Origin of the sequence: Serratia sp. SA088, from assembly GCF_049065515.1 — a bacterium.
Lineage (GTDB): Bacteria > Pseudomonadota > Gammaproteobacteria > Enterobacterales > Enterobacteriaceae > Serratia > Serratia nematodiphila.
Genome location: NZ_JBAKGW010000001.1, coordinates 1 through 14144, shown reverse-complemented (window position 1 = coordinate 14144; position 14144 = coordinate 1). Strand labels below are relative to the sequence as shown.

At 63.0% G+C, this 14144-nt stretch carries 13 protein-coding genes and 1 tRNA gene; 3 read left to right on the top strand and 11 right to left on the bottom strand.

From position 1 onward, the window contains the following. Positions 1 to 39: 39 nt before the first annotated feature. From ACOWVD_RS00070 to ACOWVD_RS00050, 5 genes are all read right to left on the bottom strand, one after another. Positions 40 to 1650: an MFS transporter gene (locus tag ACOWVD_RS00070; protein ID WP_197798983.1), complete on the bottom strand. Its 1611-nt coding sequence runs from the start codon at positions 1648 to 1650 to the stop codon at positions 40 to 42. Then, entirely contained in the window at positions 1643 to 2068 is a 426-nt protein-coding gene (locus tag ACOWVD_RS00065) for a DoxX family protein (RefSeq protein WP_413713434.1), read from the bottom strand. Before ACOWVD_RS00065 ends, ACOWVD_RS00070 begins: the two co-directional genes overlap by 8 nt. Before the next feature lie 9 nt (positions 2069 to 2077). After that, positions 2078 to 2908 (bottom strand): alpha/beta fold hydrolase, encoded by an 831-nt coding sequence (locus ACOWVD_RS00060; RefSeq protein ID WP_015378462.1) that lies wholly within the window; start codon positions 2906 to 2908, stop codon positions 2078 to 2080. A 142-nt stretch (positions 2909 to 3050) separates the two neighbouring features. Then, complete coding sequence (locus ACOWVD_RS00055) at positions 3051 to 4448, bottom strand: MFS transporter (RefSeq protein ID WP_004928618.1); 1398 nt, start codon at positions 4446 to 4448, stop codon at positions 3051 to 3053. Positions 4449 to 4619: 171 nt separating this feature from the next. Then, entirely contained in the window at positions 4620 to 5810 is a 1191-nt protein-coding gene (locus tag ACOWVD_RS00050) for a sugar transporter (RefSeq protein ID WP_004928615.1), read from the bottom strand. Between the two features lie 260 nt (positions 5811 to 6070). On the opposite strand from ACOWVD_RS00050, the gene ACOWVD_RS00045 reads away from it, so the two are divergent. Then, complete coding sequence (locus ACOWVD_RS00045; protein ID WP_049242571.1) at positions 6071 to 6757, top strand: aspartyl/asparaginyl beta-hydroxylase domain-containing protein; 687 nt, start codon at positions 6071 to 6073, stop codon at positions 6755 to 6757. 17 nt (positions 6758 to 6774) lie between these two features. Here ACOWVD_RS00045 and ACOWVD_RS00040 read toward each other — a convergent pair whose 3' ends face one another. Then, complete coding sequence (locus tag ACOWVD_RS00040; protein WP_075686305.1) at positions 6775 to 7707, bottom strand: aromatic alcohol reductase; 933 nt, start codon at positions 7705 to 7707, stop codon at positions 6775 to 6777. An 86-nt stretch (positions 7708 to 7793) separates the two neighbouring features. Between ACOWVD_RS00040 and ACOWVD_RS00035 the strand changes: the two genes are divergently transcribed. Then, positions 7794 to 8216 (top strand): winged helix-turn-helix transcriptional regulator, encoded by a 423-nt coding sequence (locus ACOWVD_RS00035; RefSeq protein ID WP_049242462.1) that lies wholly within the window; start codon positions 7794 to 7796, stop codon positions 8214 to 8216. 30 nt (positions 8217 to 8246) lie between these two features. Here the strand turns inward: ACOWVD_RS00035 and ACOWVD_RS00030 are convergent, their stop codons facing one another. The 5 genes from ACOWVD_RS00030 to ACOWVD_RS00010 form a co-directional block, all read right to left on the bottom strand. Beyond that, positions 8247 to 8963 (bottom strand): ABC transporter ATP-binding protein, encoded by a 717-nt coding sequence (locus ACOWVD_RS00030; RefSeq protein ID WP_004928599.1) that lies wholly within the window; start codon positions 8961 to 8963, stop codon positions 8247 to 8249. Continuing rightward, positions 8960 to 9835: an ABC transporter ATP-binding protein gene (locus ACOWVD_RS00025; protein WP_004928596.1), complete on the bottom strand. Its 876-nt coding sequence runs from the start codon at positions 9833 to 9835 to the stop codon at positions 8960 to 8962. Before ACOWVD_RS00025 ends, ACOWVD_RS00030 begins: the two co-directional genes overlap by 4 nt. Further along, the gene (gene livM / locus ACOWVD_RS00020) at positions 9832 to 11118 is read right to left on the bottom strand and encodes a high-affinity branched-chain amino acid ABC transporter permease LivM (protein WP_049187882.1); all 1287 of its coding nucleotides are present in this window, start codon (positions 11116 to 11118) and stop codon (positions 9832 to 9834) included. Before livM ends, ACOWVD_RS00025 begins: the two co-directional genes overlap by 4 nt. 10 nt (positions 11119 to 11128) lie before the next feature. Beyond that, positions 11129 to 12043 (bottom strand): ABC transporter permease subunit, encoded by a 915-nt coding sequence (locus ACOWVD_RS00015; protein WP_004928592.1) that lies wholly within the window; start codon positions 12041 to 12043, stop codon positions 11129 to 11131. A 124-nt stretch (positions 12044 to 12167) separates the two neighbouring features. Next, on the bottom strand, positions 12168 to 13286 hold the full coding sequence (locus tag ACOWVD_RS00010; protein WP_033632602.1) for a branched-chain amino acid ABC transporter substrate-binding protein: 1119 nt from the start codon (positions 13284 to 13286) through the stop codon (positions 12168 to 12170). Positions 13287 to 13719: 433 nt separating this feature from the next. On the opposite strand from ACOWVD_RS00010, the gene ACOWVD_RS00005 reads away from it, so the two are divergent. Beyond that, a tRNA-Asn gene (locus ACOWVD_RS00005) sits at positions 13720 to 13795 on the top strand. The last annotated feature ends 349 nt before the right edge of the window (positions 13796 to 14144 follow it).

The window sequence follows — 14144 nt, the reverse complement described above, 5'->3', positions numbered from 1 at the left end:
ACCAAAAGCATAGCACCTTCTCACCGCCTGGCCGTGCAGTTAATGCTTCACCTTCCGCCTGTCCAACGACAGGAAGTGATGCACCACCGGTTTCTCCGGGCCGATATGGAAGCGCAGCGCCTCCTGCTGCAGATCGGCGTCGGCGTGCGACACCCGCTGGTGCTGCCGCAGATGCTCCGCCCAGGACTCCACCAGGAACCACTCCATGATGCATTCCGGATCGCCGGTATGCTCGGTGATGCCCCAGGCGTAAGCGCCATCGCGGCGGCGCGCCCGCTCCAGCATCAGCAGCGTGCGCAAGAACTGCGGGCGATCCTGTTCGCGGATGCGGTACTCCACCTGAATCATGACCGGGCCGCGATCGTTTTCGACCGGCGTGTTGACCAACGGTTCCGGCCAATGGTTCGACGGCTGCAGATCGGCCTCACCGGTCGGCAGACGCAGGCGGTGGAACAGCAGCCCCGCCGCCAACAGGCCGACGCCGCCGACCAGCAGCGTGGCGGCCACGCCCAGCTCCTGCGCCACCAGCCCCCACAGCAGGCTGCCCGCCGCCATCGCGCCGTTGAACACCATCAGGTAGATGGCCAGGCCGCGGCCGCGCACCCAGTTGGGCAGCACGCCCTGCGCCGCACCGTTGAGCGTGGTCAGCGCGATAATCCAGCCTGCGCCCAGCACCAACAGCAGCACCACCGCCAGCCACTGCGGCGGCGCCAGCGACAGGGCCGCCATCACCGCCGCCGTCAACACCGCCGCCAGCAACACCAGCCCGTCGGCATTCAGCCGCTGGCGCAGGCGCGGCAGCACAATAGCCCCGAGGATCGCCCCGGCGCCCACCGCCCCCAGCAAAACGCCGTAAAAGCCGGCGCTGCCGCCCAGCATGCGGCGCGCCACCAGCGGCAACAGCGCCCAGACCGAGCTGGAGAAGGCGAAAAATACCGCCGCCCGCAGCAGCACCACGTGCAGCTCGCGGCTGGAGCGGGCATAGCGCAGGCCGGCGCGGAAGGCGCCGAAAAAGTGCTCCGACAGGCCGCTGTCTTCGACCTTGGGTCGCTTCCACCACAGCAGCGCCGCGATCACCAGCACATAGCTCATCACGTCCGCGCCGTAGGCCGCGCCGGCGCCGAAGCTGGCCAGCAGCAGCCCCCCGGCCGCCGGGCCGATGGAGCGAGCGATGTTGATGCCCAGCGAGTTCAGCGCCACGGCGTTTTTCAGCTCGGCGCGCGGCACCAGCTCCGGCACGATCGCTTGCCAGGTCGGCCCCATCAGCGCCGCGCCGATACCGCCGACGAACGTCAGCGCCAGCAAATACTCCACCGTCAGCGAGCCGGTCTGCGACAGCACCAGCAGGCTGCCGCTCACGCAGGCCAGCAAGATTTGCACGAAGATCAGAAAGCGCCGCCGATCGAGAATGTCCGACAGCACCCCGGCCGGGATCGCCAGCAGGAACACCGGCAGCGTAGCGGCGGTTTGCATCAGCGCCACCGCCGAAGGGTTGCTCGACAGGTCAGTGATCAACCACGAGCTGGCGACGTCGCGCATAAAGCTGCCGACGTTGCCGAGCACCGTCGCGCCCCACAGCACCGCAAATAATGGGATTTTCAGCGGCGCGAAGCCGCCCGCCGCCGCCTTGTTTTCCGTCTGCTCAGCCATCTGTTCGCTCCTTCAAATCGTTAAATGCCACCAGCAACAGCGCGCCGGCCAGCCCAAGGTGTTCAAAAAATCCGTTCATCATCTGGCCGCGCTCCGCCCCGTCGAACTGCCAGAACGGATTGGCCATCAGCGTCGCCATCAGGGTAAAACCGGCCAGCGCCAGCGCGCCGAGCCAGCGATAAAAGCCGCTCAGGATCAGCGCCGACGCCGCCAGTTCGAACAGCGTCACCAGCACGGCGAACAGCGCCGCCGGCTGCAGGCCGAAGTGGCTCATCTCGGCGACCGCGCCTTCGACGTTCAGCGCTTTGACCAACCCGCCCTGAATATAGGCGGCGCAAATGGCGAGCAGCAGCAGCCAGCGCACCACAGGCGCATGCAGCCGCTGTGCGCTGCGGGCGGCGATAGCAGTCAGGTTCATCGCGCCCCCTTAAAACGGCGAATTTTGGATGAAGGCCAGCAGATCGGCGTTGAAGCGATCGGGATCGATCTGCGCCAAACCGTGCGAACCGCCGGCGTAAACATTCAGCTCCGCCTGTTGCATAAGCTTAGCGGCTTTCAGCGCCGAGGCGCCGATCGGCACGATCTGATCGGCGTCGCCGTGCACCAGCAGCGTCGGCTTGTCGATCGCCAGCAGGTCGGCGGTGTAATCCACTTCGGAGAACGCGCGCACACACTCGTACTGCCCTTTCACGCCGCCCTGCATGCCCATCAGCCAGAAGTGGTCGATCAGCCCCGCATTGCTCTCCACCTCGTCGCAGTGGAGGCCATAGAACGGCACCGCTAAATCTTTGAAGAACTGCGAGCGGTTGCCCGCCACGCCGCTGCGAATGCCGTCGAAGGCCGCCATCGGCGTACCCTCAGGGTTGACCGGCGTTTGCAGCATCAGCGGCGGTACGGCGCCGACCAGCACCACCTTCGCCACCCGATCGCTGCCGTGACGGCCGATGTAGCGCGCCACTTCGCCGCCGCCGGTGGAATGGCCGACCAGGATCAGATCGCGCAGATCCAGCGTTTCGATCAGCAGGGCCAGATCGTCAGCGTATTGGTTGATGTCGTTGCCGTGCCAGGTTTGCTCCGAACGGCCGTGGCCGCGGCGATCGTGGGCGATCACGCGGAATCCGCTCTGGCCGAAAAACAGCATCTGGTTGTCCCAGGCGTCGGCGGACAGCGGCCAACCGTGGGAGAACAGGATCGGCTGGCCGCGGCCCCAATCCTTATAGAAAATGCGTGCGCCATCGGGCGCGGTAAGGGTGCTCATGACGTGTTCCCCGCTCGGTATCGAATTGGATTTTGTACGGGTTAACAGTACGGCAGGCGTAAAGGCAGTGATAACGGAATAATTTTCGCATGATCGCGAGTTTTTTTGCTGAAGAAGCCGGCGTCGCCGCCGGCGCAAAACGTCAGATGTTTTCCAGATCGATACCGCGCGTTTTTGGGCCGAACAGCCCGATCACCAGCATCACGATCAGCATGCTGGCGACGATAAACGCGATCACCCCCAGCGAACCGCCGTACTGCAAGATAATGCCGATGATGATGCTGCTGAACACCGTCGACAGCCGACTGAAGGAGTAGCAGAAACCGACGGCGCGGGCGCGGATATGGGTCGGGAAGATCTCGGATTGATACGAGTGGTAGCTGTAGGTCAGCCAGGCGTTGGACCAGGTGATGAAGAAACCGCACAGGATCAGCCACAGCGGGTTGTTCTGCAGTGCGAACAGCGAGCCGAAGATCACCGTCACCAGGCAGGACAACACGATCTGCCACTTGTTCTCCATCTTGTCGGCGTAGAAGCTGCACAGCAGCGAGCCCAGCGGGTAGGCCAGCGTGATAAAGAAAGCGTACAGCAGGCTGTGGGTGACCGAAGCGCCCTTGCCCGACAGCAGCGCCGGCAGCCAGTTGCCGAAGCCGAAGAAGCCGATGGCCTGAAAGAAATTCATCACTACCAGCATCAGCGTGCGATCGCGATATTGCGGCGCCCAGATGTCGCGAAAGCGGCCGCGTAGCGGCGCTCCCTCGGCATCGTCCACCGGGCGCGACGGGAAGTCCGCGGCCGCCACGCCGCAGCGCCGCTCCATGTCCCGCATCACCTGCCGGGCCTGCGCATAGCGCCGCTGTTGCACCAGCCAGCGCGGCGACTCCGGCAGCCCCTTGCGCACCAGCCAAATCACCAGCGAAGCCAGCGCGCCGGCGATCACCACATAGCGCCAGCCGCTCAGCCCCCAAATCGTCTGCGGCACCAGCCACCAGGACATCAGCGCCACCGCCGGCACCGACAGAAACTGCACGAAGAACGCGAAGGCGAAAGCCCGGGTGCGTAAGTGCGCGGGCACCCACTCCGTCAGGTAGGTATCGATGGTCACCAACTCGATGCCGAGCCCGACGCCCACCAGAAAACGCAGAAAGATCACCCATTCCGCCTGCTGTTGAAACGCCAACAGCAGCGAGAAGGCGCCATACCAGATCAGGGCGAACATAAAGGTGGCGCGCCGGCCGAAGCGATCGGCGTACGGGCTCAGCAGGCTGGCGCCGACGAACAGGCCGAGAAAGGTGGCGGAGGCAAAGGCCGCCTGATCCGACACGCCGAAAACGCCCTGCGCGCCGGTGTGGAAAATGCCGTCGGCGATAAGGCCAGTGCTGATATAGCCGGTCTGGAACAGATCGTAGAGTTCGAAAAAGCCGCCCAGCGACAGCAGAATGATAAAGCGCCACAGGCCGGCCGACGCGGGCAAGGCGTCGATTCTGGCCGCCAAATCCCGCGCATGGATCGGCGACGCCGCTACAGATTCACTCACCATTAACCTCGCATTAACATTTTTGATGACTTTCTATGCTAGCGAAGCGGCGTCGGAGTTAAATTTTTAATTAGCAGACTATGAAAAAAAGTTAAGCATAAAACGCTGCAGCAGCCTGTTTTATAGCAGGAAAATGTAGCGCGGGATGCCGCAGCGGCATCCCGAATCGGCAGGTTAACGGCTGTGGTGCTGCTGCAGCCGTTCGCTGCGGTAGACGCTCAACAGGCACCAGCCGAGGGCGATCAGCGCCAGCGGCGCGGCGACGAAGCCGATGTTGCCCATGCCCAGATGCAGGCTCACCTGGTTGCCCAGCAGCGCGCCGCTGCCGATGCCGAAGTTGTACAGGCCGGAGAAAATCGCCATCGCCACGTCGGTAGCGTCCGGCGCTAGGCTCAGCACTTTGGCCTGCATCGACAGGCCGATCGCCATGATCGCCATCCCCCAGAAGATGCACAGCACCGTCAGGTGGCTTTCACTGCCGGCCGCCGGCAACAGCAGCAGCAGGCTCAAGGCCAGCAGCGTGATGGCACCGATGAAGAAGCCGGAAGGAAACCGCTCGCTGTAGCGGCTGAACAGCAGGCTGCCGACGATGCCGGCGGCGCCGAACAGCAGCAGCATCAGCGTGGTGAAGTTCTCCGACAGCCCGGCCACGGTCTGGATAAACGGCTCAATGTAGCTGTAGGCGGTGAAGTGCGCCGTCACCACAATGATGGTCAGCATGTAAAGCGCCACCAGCGCCGGGCGCTTGAACAGCAGCGGCACGCTGGCCAGCGAACCGGAATGCTCGCTTTTCAGCACCGGCAGCAGGCGCCACAGCAGCACCAGCGCCAGGGTGGCGCACACCGCGATGCCGATAAAGGTCATGCGCCAGCCGAGCAGCTGCCCGACCACCCGACCGAGCGGCAGCCCGAGCACCATCGCCAGCGCGGTGCCGCCCGCCAGCAGGCTCAGCGCCTGGGCTTTCTTGCCCGGCGGCGCCACCCGGATCGCCAGCGAGGCGGTGATAGACCAGAACACCGAGTGCGCCAGCGCCACGCCGGCGCGCGAAATGACCAGCGTGGTGAAGTTCCAGGCCACGGCGGTCAGCACGTGGCTGGCGATAAACAGCACGAACACGCCGATCAGCAACTTGCGGCGCTCAATCTTGCTGGTCAGCAGCATGCACGCCAACGAGGCGGCGGCGACGATCCAGGCGTAAATGGTAATGATCAAGCCGACCTGTTCGGTTTGCATCGAGAAGCTGGCGGCGATATCGCTCAGCAGACCGACCGGAATAAACTCGGTGGTGTTGAAGATAAAGGCCGAGACGGCGAGGATAACCACGCGCAACCAGGCGGTTGAGCGCGAAACGGGAGCGTGTTCCATGGTAAACAAAATCCGGACAGGTGCGGGCAAGTCGCGATATTTTAACCAACCGGCCCGCTAAATGCGATATACGTCACACTTTAATTGTGTGGTTTTTTTCACCGCCCATCGACACGCTCACCGACGCACGGTTGCCAAAATGCTGTGCTAATCTATTGAAGCGTACCAATTTTTCCTGCCGTTCTTCCCAGGCCGTCCACGCGCCGCGCCGAAGAAGCGCGCAGTGTCCCTTTGGCGTTTCCTGAGGCGAGGTCATTATGATGTCCGCGATTTATGATTGGTCCGTGCTCGCATTGCGCAATGTTTACGATCGCCGCATCCAGGGCCAGCCGGTGCTCGACAGCGCCGCGCTGTTCCCCGACGCCGAACGCTTCACCGCCCAATGGCGGCAGATCCGCGAAGAGGCGCTGACCGTCGCCCACGATCTGCACAATATTCCCCGTTTTCACGAGATCATGAGCCAGCAGGCGTCGATCTCCGCCAACGACGCGCGCGACTGGCGCATGTTCATCATGAAGGCCTACGGCCAGCCCATCCCCCGCAACCTGGCGCGCTGCCCGACGCTGGCGGCGCTGATCGCTTCGTCGCCTGACGTGCTGTCCGCCTCGCTCTCCTTCCTGGCACCCGGCAAACAGGTGCCGCCCCATCGCGGGCCGTTTCGCGGCATTCTGCGCGGCTATCTGGTGCTGGACATGCCCAAACGCGCCGACGGCGCGCCGGCGGCGGTGCTGAAAGTGGACGGCCGCGAATACCGGCTGCACGAGGGGGAGTTCATGCTGTGGGACGATACCTTCGAACACGAGGTGTGGAACGACAGCCCGCAGGTGCGCACCGTGCTGCTGCTGGACATCCGCCGCCGCGACATGCCCGCCGGGCTGCGGCTGCTCTCCGGCGCCATCATCGCGCTGGTGCGGCTGAACGTGCGCTGGATGCAGCGCCAGTTCTGACTGCGGCGCTCAGGCGATTAACCGCCCTGAGAAGCCAGCCACTGCTCGGCGGTGGCGGTGGCTATGCCCTGGCGCGCATTGAAGGTTTTCGCCTTATCCCAGGCCACGCCGTCGGGCCGGGCGAAAGCCAGCCGGTATTTGGCGCCGACGTCATGCGGATGATTGCGCACCTCCGCCTGCAGCCGCTCTTTGTCCAACAGGATCCTGTTGACCTCCACGCCCCAGTACGCCTGCATAAGATCGGCAAGCTCGCGGTAGGTCAGCGTGTCGCCGGCGATATAAACCGCCTGGTTGCGAAACGCGGGCCGATGGAAAAAAATCGCGGCCGTCAGCCGGCCAATGTCCTCGGGGGTGGTCAGCGTCACCGCGTAGCGCCAGTCGCCCAGCGCGCGCACCGTTTTGCTTGCCGCGTCCACCACGCCAAAGCCGGGGTCAAACAGGTAGCTGGTGAAAATGCCCGTGGAAACAATCACCCACTCCGTCGCCTTCTGCGCACGCAGCAGGTGGCGCACCTCAAGCTGTTCATCCCACACCTGTTGCCCGCTGCTTTTACCCACGACATCGTAGTCCACGCCGAACTGCCACGGGAAGTAGCGCGCCACGCCCGCCAGCAAGACGGCCTGGGTGATCTTTATCTGCGTGCCCGCCCCGCCGACAAAGCCGCTGCAGTTGATCACCGCGTCGAAGGAACGGAATAGCGCGCTCAGCGCCTCCACGCCGTTTTGCTGCAGATCGCCTTCCACCACGGCGATGCCGAGCCGCGCCAGCGCATCCCGCCGCGCCCGGAGCGGGCCGCTGACGGCGCGTGCAGCCTCCGGCCGGAGCAGCACGCTGATTTTTAAAGATGGAGATAACCGAGCCTGCCGGCTCATCGCTCGCAGTACCGGCAACCCCAGTTCACCGGCGCCGAGTATGAGCACGGTATTGATAGATGGATTTGTGGATTTCATGCTTGCCTCCTGTCTTGACACTGCGTCATCCTGACAGCTGACAAAAACGGGTTCAATTAGGTACACGCGTGATACCGGAGAGGAATATGACGAGCGATCGGGAAGCGCTGCTGCAATTTTCGCAGGCGTTCTGTGAAGAACTGAGCAACGACGATGAAGGATTGAAGCGTGAGATCCTCGCGCATGCGGGCAACCGTTGGTCGCTGGGGGTATTGCATATCCTGGGCACTCACGGGCCGCTGCGCCACGGCGAGATAAGCCGCCAACTGGCGGGCGTGACGCAGAGAATGCTGACGCGGACGCTGCGCCATCTCGAGCGGGACGGGCTGATATCGCGCTGCGATTATCAGGAGAAACTGCCCCGCGTGGTTTACACCATCACCGACGCGGGGGAAGAGATGCTGCTCAACATGCTGCCGCTCTGGTCGTGGATTATCGCCTCCGCCGACGCCTTCAGAGCGGCCCGTTCACACTACGATGGCCAAGAGCGCAACGACGCTGAAAAATGAACGCGGGCATCCCTGCCCGTGGGGCGGCGCTCAGCCGCCGCCCAGATAGGCCTTTCTCACCTCCGGATCGTTCAACAGCTCCTGGCCGCTGCCGGTGAGGCGGATCTGGCCATTGACCATCACATAGCCGCGATCGGACAGTTTCAGCGCGTGGTTGGCGTTCTGCTCCACCAGAAACAGCGTCATGCCGCTGCGGGTCAGCTCGCGCAGTACGCCGAAGATCTGCCGCACCACGATCGGCGCCAGCCCCAGGCTCGGCTCGTCCAACAGCAACAGCTTCGGCCGGCTCATCAGCGCGCGGGCGATCGCCAGCATCTGCTGCTCGCCGCCGGACATGGTCATCGCCCGCTGATTGCGCCGCTCCTTGAGGCGCGGAAACAGCTCGAACATGCGCGGCAAATCCTCCTCCAGGTAGCGATTGCCGACGGTGATGGTGCCCATCAGCAGGTTCTCCTCCACGCTCATGTCCGGAAAGATGCGCCGCCCCTCCGGCGCCTGCGCGATGCCGCTGCTGGCAACAAAGTGCGTGGAGCGACGGCTGATGTCCTCGCCGCCAAACAGGATCTGCCCGCCGGCGATGCGCGGCTGGCCGAAGATCGACATCAACAGCGTGGACTTGCCCGCGCCGTTGGCGCCGATCAGCGCCACCGTCTCCCCGGCGTTCACCTGCAGCGACACCTGGCGCAGCGCCTGGATCGGCCCGTAAAACACATCCACTTCGCGAAATTCCAACATCGCTTCGCTCATCCCGCCAGCTCCTCTTCGTCCGCACCCAGGTAGGCGGCGATCACCGCCTCGTTGTGCTGGATCTCCTGCGGCGTGCCGCGGGCGATCACATCGCCGTGATCGAGCACGATCACCCGATCGGAGATCTCCATTACCATGCCCATGTCATGCTCGATCAACAGCACCGTGATGCCGTGATGCTGCCGCAGGAAGCGAATGATGCGGCTCAGCGTGGCCGTTTCCACCGGGTTCAGCCCGGCGGCCGGCTCATCGAGGCAGATCATCTCCGGCGCGGTGCACATGGCGCGCGCGATCTCCAGCCGCCGCTGCTGGCCGTAAGACATCTCTCCCGCCAGCCGGTTGGCGCAGCTCACCAGGTCCACCACCTCCAGCCAGTAGAAGGCATGATCGAGCGCGGCGCTCTCCGCCCGGCGGTAGCCCGGCGTATTCAGCACCCCGGCGATCAGGTTACGGTTGCTCTGCATGTGCTGCGCCACCAGCAGGTTCTCCACCACCGACATTTCGCGGAACAGACGGATATTTTGGAAGGTGCGCGCCAGCCCGGCGCGGTTCACCAGGTGGGTGCCGCCGAACATCTTGTAGTAGAGGCGCGAACCAAGCCGCTTTGGGCGTATCCAGTCGCCGGCGCGGAACTTCTGCCCCAGCACCTGGATCACGTCGGTCGGCCGCTTGTGGGTATTGAGCAGGATCGCGCCGCCGCTGGCGCGGTAAAAGCCGGTCAGGCAGTTGAATACCGTGGTCTTGCCGGCGCCGTTGGGGCCAATCAGCGCGGTGATGGAACCGCGTTCCACCTCCAGATTGACGTCGTTCAGCGCTTTGATGCCGCCAAAGTGCATCATCAGGTGTTCCACCCGCAAAATGGCGTCGCTCATGGCGCCACCCCCTTGCGTTCGGCGAAGCTGGATCGGCTGATGCGCACCAGCCCGCGCGGCCGCCAGATCATCATCGCCACCATCAGCACGCCGAACAGCAGCACCCGGTATTCGGCGAAGCTGCGCAGCAGCTCCGGCGCCACCGTCAGCACGAAGGCCGCCAGCACCACGCCGAGGGTGGAGCCCATGCCGCCCAGCACCACGATCGCCAGGATCAGCGCCGACTCGAAGAAGGTGAACGAAGTCGGGTTGACGAAGCCCTGGTAGGTGGCGAAAAACACCCCCGCCAGCCCGGCGGTGGAAGCGCCGAGCATAAACGCCGACAGCTTCACCAGCACGTGATTGAGCCCGAGAGAACGACAGGCGATCTCATCCTCGCGCAGTGCCTCCCAGGCGCGGCCGATCGGCATGCGCGTCAGCCGGTGCTTGATATACAGCACCAGCAGCACCACCAAAAACAGCACCGCGTAGATGAAAATGAACTTGAGATTCGGGTTGTAATCGATGCCGAAAAACTCGTGGATCGGCACCCCGCCGTCTTTGGCGCGCCGGCCGAACTCCAGGCCGAACACCGTCGGCGCCGGCACCGAGACGCCGTTCGGCCCGCCGGTGAGCGACATCCAGTTGTTCAGCACCAGCCGAATGATCTCGCCGAACCCCAGCGTAACGATCGCCAGGTAGTCGCCGTGCATGCGCAGCACCGGGAAGCCCAGCAATGCGCCGGCCAGCGCCGCCATCAGCGCGCCCAGCGGCAGCATCGCCCAGAACCCCAGCCCGAGATACTGGTAGCCCAGCGCCAGCCCGTAGGCGCCGATGGCGTAAAACGCCACGTACCCCAGATCGAGCAGCCCCGCCAGCCCGACCACAATGTTCAGCCCCAGGCCGAGCAGCACGTAGATCAGGCCGAGGATCGCCACCGTCAGCAGGTATTTGGTGGCGACAAACGGGAACAGCAGCGCGATCGCCGCCATCAGCGGCAGGATCCAGCGCAGGTTGGATTTATAGCCCAGCGGCCGCACGTAAACGCCGTCGTTGCCGCCGTCGAAGCGCGCCAACACCCTGCGCCCCGGCGCGGTTTGCAGGAACAGGCTCAGCAGCAGCCGCCCGGCCATCACCGCGACGATGATCCACACCAGCCGGTGCGGCTCGAAGTTGAAGCTGTAGCCGTTCAGCACGATGCCGACGATCGGCCCGAACACGATCAGGGCGATCAGCCCGGCCAAGACAGCGTCCAGCAGGCTGCGTTTAACGTCCAGCCCGCCGTTGATCACGGATTGCGACATGGCGTTCTCCTTAAACCTTGGCGATCAGGGGCCGGCCGAGCAGGCCCTGCGGACGGAAGATCAGGATCGCCACCAGCAACCCGAAGGAGAACACGTCCTTGTAATCCGAATTCACCATGCCGGCAAACTGCGCCTCCGCCACGCCGAGCAGCAGCCCGCCCAGCATCGCGCCCGGCAGCGATCCGATGCCGCCCAGCACCGCGGCGGTGAAGGCCTTGATGCCGATGATAAAGCCGACGTAAAAATCGAAGGTGCCGTAGTTCATGGTGATCAGCACCCCGGCCAACCCGGCCATGGCGGCGCCGATCACGAACACCAGCGAGATCACCCGATCGGTATTGATGCCGAGAATCGAGGCCATTTTGCGATCCTGCTGGGTGGCGCGGCAGATGCGCCCCAGCCGGGTGCGCTGAATGATGTAGGTGAGGATCGCCATGCCGAGCAGCGACGCCACCAGAATGAACACTTTGGTGTAGGTGATCTGCACCACGCCGCCGTCGAACTCCAGGCGGAACACGCCGCTCAGCAGCGTCGGGATGCCCTGCTGGCGCGGCCCCTGGCTTATCTGCGCGTAGTTTTGCAGGATTAACGACATGCCGATGGCGGAGATCAGCGGCGCCAGACGGGTGGAGTTGCGCAGCGGCTTGTAGGCGATGCGCTCGATTACCCAGCCGTACACCCCGGTGATGACGATGGTGAACACCAGCGTGCCGAGGATCAGCAGCGGAAACGAGTGCAGCCCGAAGAACGACAGCAGCGCCAAACCGATGGCGCACAGGTAGGCGGAGATCATATATACCTCGCCGTGGGCGAAGTTAATCATGCCGATGATGCCGTAAACCATGGTGTAGCCGATGGCGATCAGGCCATACACCGCGCCGAGGGTCAGGCCGTTGATCAGCTGTTGCAGAAAGAATACATCCATAATGAGCAGTCTCGCCTGGTAAGGCCGCCAACGCAGTCCGACGCGGCCCAAAGGTCATCGCGGAACGGGCGCGCCAAGGCGGCGGCCCGTCGGTCATAGGGTCATAACTTCACGGTTAGGCCGTTTACAGTTGGTGATATTTGCCCTTGTCATCCCATTGATAGACCACGTAGTCCGAGACCTTCAGGTCGCCCTTCTGGTCCCAGGCTTTCTTGCCCATCACAGTGTCCACGTCGTGTGACTTCAGCCATTCGGCGGCCTTGGCGCTGTCTTTGCCGCCGGTGGCGTTGAAGGCGGCGGCGATCGCTTGGATCGAGGCGTAGGAATAGAGGGTGTAGCCTTCCGGCTCAAAGCCGCTGGCGCGGAACTTGGCGATCACCGCCTTGCCCTCCGGGATCAGGCGCGGATCGTTGCCGAAGGTCATCAGCACGCCGTTGGTATACTGCGGCCCGCCGGCGGCGGTCACCAGCTCTTCGGTCACCACGCAGTCGCCGGAGAAGAACTTGGCGGTCACGCCCTGCTCGCGCATCTGGCGCACCAGCGGCCCGGCTTCCGGATGGCAGCCGCCGAAGTAGACTACGTCAGGCTTGACCGAGGCGATCTTGGTCACCAGCGCGTTGAAGTCTTTCTCACCGCGCGACAGCCCCTCATACAGCACTTCCTTGACCCCGCGCTTGTTCATCGCCGCCTTCGCTGCGTCCGCCAGCCCCTGGCCGTAGGTGTCTTTATCGTGGATCACCGCGATGCGCTTGGCCTTCAGCGTATCCAACATGTAGTTGGTGGCGATCACGCCCTGCTGATCGTCGCGCCCGCACATGCGGAACATGCTCTTCATGCCGCGCTCGGTGATCTGCGGATTGGTGGAGCCGGGGGTAATGGCGATAATGCCGGCCTCGTCATACACCTCGGAGGCGGGCATGGTGGATGAGGAACAGAAGTGGCCGACCACCGCCGACACCTTGTCCTGATCCACCAGCCGGTTGGCGACCGCGACCGCCTGTTTCGGTTCGCAGGCGTCATCCCCCTGCACCAGTTTGATTTTTTCCCCTTTGATCCCGCCGGCGGCGTTGATGTCCGCCGCCGCCTGCGAAGCCCCGCGCCAATACTGATCGCCATAGGTGGCGTTCGGCCCGGAGAACGGCCCGGCGACGCCGATGACGATATCGGCCTGCGCGGAAAAAGCCGTACCTAAACAACCGATGAGCAAAGCAGCGAGCGGACTTTTTATCAATTTCGATGACATTGTTATCTTCCTCAGCACTGTTGTAGCGAAACGCCCTGGGGCGCGGATCAGTCACTTTATGTGTAGACGGGGAAAATAATTTTCTTGAGAGCGCAGTCGCATTCCCCAAAAATGGGTAAGCAAAAATCCAGCCATTGTGACGACGAATACATATTGTTTGCTTATTCATCCTACATATCAGTTGCAGCGCGGCGTGTGGCGGGGATAACCGAGAGTCTGGGCAGTGCGGCTAGCGTGAGAGGGAGAACGGCCTTGCACCATCGCCGTGCAAAGGCTTGTGCAATCGTTGTGGGCCGCAAAATCACCGCACAGCGATGGAAAATGCCGAAAAACAGCGCAAGGTGCTCATTCCGCCAGCAAACGCGCTTTTTTTGCAGTTTAGCGCTTTGACAAACCCCAGGCACCCCGCTATTATTCGCCCCGTTCACACGATTCCTCTGTAGTTCAGTCGGTAGAACGGCGGACTGTTAATCCGTATGTCACTGGTTCGAGTCCAGTCAGAGGAGCCATATTTAGAAAAGCCCGCTTAAGGCAACTTAAGCGGGCTTTTTGCTTTTCGGGTTATAACTCGCTGCAAGAGAGGGTTCATTCACCCAGGAATGACGACCGGTTACCTGGATCGCTAACCGGTGTTTCAATAGGGTTTACGGTGCATGTCAGCACATCATCACCGCCCCAGGGACAACATGACAATGGCGGTCTTCAGCTCGGGAACCAGCCTGGGGTATTTTGAATCGCTTGCCACAGTTTATGTGGGATCTGTAATTCATCCGGATCTTGCGACAAATTGAGTTTGACGTTCATGCTTCCTTCATGACCTGATTGTACTCTCTCCACCCATTGGGGATTCATAACCAT

What these genes read in the sequence shown, in the direction of transcription:
- ACOWVD_RS00070 (WP_197798983.1), bottom strand. Translation starts at nt 1,650, where the DNA reads ATGGCTGAGCAGACGGAAAACAAGGCGGCGGCGGGCGGCTTCGCGCCG.
- ACOWVD_RS00065 (WP_413713434.1), bottom strand. Translation starts at nt 2,068, where the DNA reads ATGAACCTGACTGCTATCGCCGCCCGCAGCGCACAGCGGCTGCATGCG.
- ACOWVD_RS00060 (WP_015378462.1), bottom strand. Translation starts at nt 2,908, where the DNA reads ATGAGCACCCTTACCGCGCCCGATGGCGCACGCATTTTCTATAAGGAT.
- ACOWVD_RS00055 (WP_004928618.1), bottom strand. Translation starts at nt 4,448, where the DNA reads ATGGTGAGTGAATCTGTAGCGGCGTCGCCGATCCATGCGCGGGATTTG.
- ACOWVD_RS00050 (WP_004928615.1), bottom strand. Translation starts at nt 5,810, where the DNA reads ATGGAACACGCTCCCGTTTCGCGCTCAACCGCCTGGTTGCGCGTGGTT.
- ACOWVD_RS00045 (WP_049242571.1), top strand. Translation starts at nt 6,071, where the DNA reads ATGTCCGCGATTTATGATTGGTCCGTGCTCGCATTGCGCAATGTTTAC.
- ACOWVD_RS00040 (WP_075686305.1), bottom strand. Translation starts at nt 7,707, where the DNA reads ATGAAATCCACAAATCCATCTATCAATACCGTGCTCATACTCGGCGCC.
- ACOWVD_RS00035 (WP_049242462.1), top strand. Translation starts at nt 7,794, where the DNA reads ATGACGAGCGATCGGGAAGCGCTGCTGCAATTTTCGCAGGCGTTCTGT.
- ACOWVD_RS00030 (WP_004928599.1), bottom strand. Translation starts at nt 8,963, where the DNA reads ATGAGCGAAGCGATGTTGGAATTTCGCGAAGTGGATGTGTTTTACGGG.
- ACOWVD_RS00025 (WP_004928596.1), bottom strand. Translation starts at nt 9,835, where the DNA reads ATGAGCGACGCCATTTTGCGGGTGGAACACCTGATGATGCACTTTGGC.
- livM (WP_049187882.1), bottom strand. Translation starts at nt 11,118, where the DNA reads ATGTCGCAATCCGTGATCAACGGCGGGCTGGACGTTAAACGCAGCCTG.
- ACOWVD_RS00015 (WP_004928592.1), bottom strand. Translation starts at nt 12,043, where the DNA reads ATGGATGTATTCTTTCTGCAACAGCTGATCAACGGCCTGACCCTCGGC.
- ACOWVD_RS00010 (WP_033632602.1), bottom strand. Translation starts at nt 13,286, where the DNA reads ATGTCATCGAAATTGATAAAAAGTCCGCTCGCTGCTTTGCTCATCGGT.